Here is a 4,169-nt window from a genome sequence, read left to right on the forward strand (position 1 = left end):
TGCAATGATGTTGAAAGAATCAATAAGCAAAACAAATATTTACCTACAAGAATTTAAAGATGTAGAACAAAAGAGAGATAAAATTTGGAAAGAATTTACACAAAATGAACAATTTGAATCAACTTACATGGCCATAGAAAAATTATGCTCAACTTATAAAAAAGAAATACATAACTACTTTCATAGATTAAAAATAGGAACATTAAATATCCAAAATTTAAATCATCTAATATCAAGTTATGTAGAAACATCCCTTGATATGTTAGACTCAATCTTTCAAGATGCTCAAGAGACTGTAGATAATATCACTTATAAAAACCCCTATGGACCAAAAAACGGAACGCCAAATGAAGCATCCGTATTAATAAACAAAAAACTTTAAATAATTAAGGAGTGTAAAATGGATTCAACATTTTCAGGAATAGAAATTGGAAAAAAAAGTTTATTTGCACACAAAGATGCTATGAACACAGTCGGACATAATTTAACTAATGCAACAAAGCCAGGATACTCAAGGCAAAGAATTATAATGAAAACCGAAATGCCAATATATGCTCCTCAATTAAATAGAGCAAATAAAGCTGGGCAATTAGGACAAGGAATAATGGTTCAATCTATAGAACGAATAAGAGACGAATTATTGGACATAAAAATAGCCGAAGAATCACATCACCTTGGATATTGGAACTTAAAAGACAGATTTATTTCTCTGCTAGAAAATGTATATAACGAACCAGAAGAACAATCAATGAGAAAAAGATTAAACGATTTTTGGGCAAGTTGGCAGGATTTATCAAAACAACCACAAGGATTAGCAGAAAGAAATATTATATTAGAACGTGGACAAGCTTTTGTAGAAGTAGTAACAAGCAGATTTCATTCTCTTGAACGAATATACACAATGGCAAATGACGAAATCAAAATCACTACTGAAAAGATTAATAATTATCTCAGAAATATCAGTGATCTCAATAAACAAATAGCAAAAGCAATCGCAATTAAAGATCATCCAAATGATTTAATGGATGAACGAGATTTAATAATTGATAAACTAAGCAATTTAATTAGTATCTCTATAGAAAACAAAAGGGATCCTAATGAATTTTTAATTCATATGGAAGGAAAACATCTAATTCAAGGTACAATAGCAAACGAACTTATATTAGAAGCAGCAAATGGTCCCACAAAGACAAAATGGAATATTTTGTGGAATAATCGAGAAACTGCCAATATCAATACAGGAAAACTAGGAGCTCTTATTAATATAAGGGATAATGAAATTAAAAATGAAATTAATGAATTAGACAATATAGCAATCAATATTGCAGAACTTGTAAATGAAGTTCACATATCAGGATATGGCCTTGACAAACAAAATGGAAGAATCTTCTTTGAACAAGAATACAAATTAACTGACGATCGTGGAAGATATGATAGCAATGGAGATGGACAATTTGATTCTGTTCATATATTTAAAGTAAATAGTACAAATGAAATTTCTCCAGAAGAAAAATTAGGATTTGCAGGAATACTCAGATTTCAAGCAATAAATAAAAATGATTTTATAGAAATACCATATAATGCAACAGATACTGTTAAAGATGTAATAGATAAAATAAACAATTCCGATGCACAAGTCACTGCAAGAATTAATGAAAACAAAAAATTTGAAATTAAGGCAGTTAAAGAAGAAGATAAAGACAGTACCATTTTTAGAATTAAACATATTGAAGATTCTGGATTATTCTTAACAAATTATACGGGTATATTAAATGCATCAGGAATTGAAGGTGCTTATAACTATCAAAACATTAATACCACTGACCAATTAACAAACACAACCAGATATTCAATATCTCCTCTAAAAAATCCATCAGCATGGATTAGAATATCTAAAGTAATTACAGAAGATCCATCAAAAATTGCATCGGGTATTCAAACCCCAACAAATAATACTCCTATTGGTGACAATAAAGCAGCACTACGTATTGCATCTTTTGTAAATTCACAAATCATGGTTGAAAAAAACTCAACACTCAACGACTATTTTGTAAATACAGCTTCAAATATTGCAATAAAAGGACAAATTGCAGAAGTTACAAAAAATAGTCAAGAACAAATACTTAAAAATTTAACCGATTTAAGATTATCAATATCTGGTGTAAATAAAGATGAAGAATTAGCAAATATGATAGAATTTCAACAATCATTTATTGCTGCAAGTAAATTCATCAATGTTTCTGCAGAATTAATAGACACAATAATAAACAAAATGGGAGTATAATATATGATTAACAGAGTAAGTCATCCTTTAACATATGATAACTTAAAATCATCTTCAACAAACAAAGAAGTAAAAATAACAAAACTTTTAGAAAGTTTATACCAAGGTGGCAAACGAATTACAAACCTGAGAAACGATCCAACCGGTGTCACTCATTCAATAAGATTAGACAGTAACATATTTAAACTTAATACCTATTCTCATAATATCAACAATGCTAGGGGCAAATTAAGATATGTAGAAGGATACTTGCAATCCCTATCTAATATTTTAACCCGAGCAAAAGAAATAGCTATTAAAGGAGCAAATGGTACATATGGCACTGATGATAAAAAAATAATAGCAAAAGAAATAAATGCAATACTTGAAGATGTCCTTGCAATAGCAAATGCAAAAGGAGCAGACGGATATAGCATGTTTGCAGGAACGAAAGTCGATGCTGAAGCATTCAAAGCAACTAGAGCAAAGAAAATTAATAAATTAACTCAAGATAGAGCAGAAACTCAAATAATAAGAATAGACTATAATGGAAATCAATCAGAACAAACAACCGAAATATGTAATGGAATTTATATCTCAACAAACTACCCTGGAAGTGAGCTATTTTTTTCACAAAATCAATATATAACATCATCAAAAAATGTTGACAATTTCGTTGTACAAGAAAACACAAAAATTTATATTGATAATGTTGAAATAGTATTAACAGCAGGAGATACTGCTGCTGACATTATCGCTAAAATCAATGAATCATCTGCTCCAGTAGAAGCCTCTCTTGACAATATATTAAATTCAATAATAATTAACACAACAACACCTCATCAAATGTGGATAACAGAAGAAGAAGGGTCAACAGTACTAACAGATCTTGGTATTTTAAATCAAAATAACGATTCCAAAGAACCCCCTTACAACATAGCAAACAACGCTGAGATTAGAAATAGAACAATTTTTGATAGTTTAATCGATCTAAGAGATAATTTAGAAGAAAATAGAGAAGGACTTATAGGAAGTAGAAATTTAGCAGAAATCGATGAAAGTTTAAGTAAAATTTTATCAACATTAGCTGATCTTGGGACTAAAGAAAACAGACTTGAATTAAGTTATGCAAGACTTAGCAAAGAAATAATTGATATGAAAGATGATATGGTACAATATACCGATCTTGATGTTACAAAAGCAATCACAGATCTTAACATGACAAGTCTTGCTTATCAAGTATCTTTAGGAGTTTCTGCAAGAATAATGCAAACAACATTATTAGATTTCTTAAAATAAAATGAAAAACAAATTTAGTATAAAAGTTAAATTTCCTGAAGGAATATTGGGATTTGAAGATATTAAAGAATTTATAATTAAAGACTCTGCACATAAGCCATTCTCTATAATGCAATCAATAAATGGAGAAATAAATTTTTTAGTAACATCCCCATTTAACTTTTTAGAAAAATATTTGCCAAACATAGAAAACAAGGATTGGTTAGATATCCAAGCAGAAAATGAAAACGAAAAGGTAATACTATGTATCATCAACATGCATGTAAAGAATTATAAAGAAATAACTGCAAACCTCAAAGCTCCAATTATATTAAATAAAAAAAAATTAATTGGAAAACAAGCCATCTCTACTAATGAAGAACATTATCTTAGATATAGAGTCTTTAAGGAATAAATATGTTAGTACTATCAAGAAAAGCAAATGAAAGCATTAAAATAGACTCTAATATCGAAATTTCAATATTAGAAATAAAAAAAGATAGTGTAAAAATAGCAATAAAAGCCCCAGAAAACATTAAAATACTTAGATCTGAAATTTATGATATCATTAAAGAAGAAAATAAGAAATCAATATTACAAGATAAAAATAATATACAATTTATTACAT

Annotated in this window: 5 protein-coding genes; all 5 read left to right on the forward strand. The window is 28.5% G+C overall.

Annotated features, from left to right (window positions below):
* The coding region (locus tag BN1173_RS00910) for a hypothetical protein (RefSeq protein WP_040235963.1) at window positions 1-382 on the forward strand (382 nt) is incomplete at its 5' end.
* An 18-nt stretch (window positions 383-400) separates the two neighbouring features.
* Window positions 401-2,284, forward strand: a complete 1,884-nt coding sequence (flgK, locus tag BN1173_RS00915) for a flagellar hook-associated protein FlgK (protein ID WP_040235966.1) — start codon at window positions 401-403, stop codon at window positions 2,282-2,284.
* A 3-nt stretch (window positions 2,285-2,287) separates the two neighbouring features.
* Window positions 2,288-3,562 carry a flagellar hook-associated protein 3 gene (locus BN1173_RS00920; protein WP_040235968.1) on the forward strand — a complete coding sequence of 425 codons (1,275 nt, stop codon included), beginning with the start codon at window positions 2,288-2,290 and terminating at the stop codon, window positions 3,560-3,562.
* Window position 3,563: 1 nt separating this feature from the next.
* Window positions 3,564-3,956 carry a flagellar assembly protein FliW gene (gene fliW / locus BN1173_RS00925; RefSeq protein WP_012537950.1) on the forward strand — a complete coding sequence of 131 codons (393 nt, stop codon included), beginning with the start codon at window positions 3,564-3,566 and terminating at the stop codon, window positions 3,954-3,956.
* Window positions 3,957-3,958: 2 nt separating this feature from the next.
* On the forward strand, window positions 3,959-4,169 hold a 211-nt coding region (gene csrA, locus BN1173_RS00930), incomplete at its 3' end, for a carbon storage regulator CsrA (RefSeq protein ID WP_040235972.1).

Origin of the sequence: Borrelia crocidurae, from assembly GCF_000825665.2 — a bacterium.
Taxonomy (GTDB): Bacteria; Spirochaetota; Spirochaetia; order Borreliales; family Borreliaceae; genus Borrelia; species Borrelia duttonii.

Bases quoted from the DNA above. Each gene is read 5' to 3' on its own strand.
- flgK (WP_040235966.1), top strand. From the start codon at position 401: ATGGATTCAACATTTTCAGGAATAGAAATTGGAAAAAAAAGTTTATTT.
- BN1173_RS00920 (WP_040235968.1), top strand. From the start codon at position 2,288: ATGATTAACAGAGTAAGTCATCCTTTAACATATGATAACTTAAAATCA.
- fliW (WP_012537950.1), top strand. From the start codon at position 3,564: ATGAAAAACAAATTTAGTATAAAAGTTAAATTTCCTGAAGGAATATTG.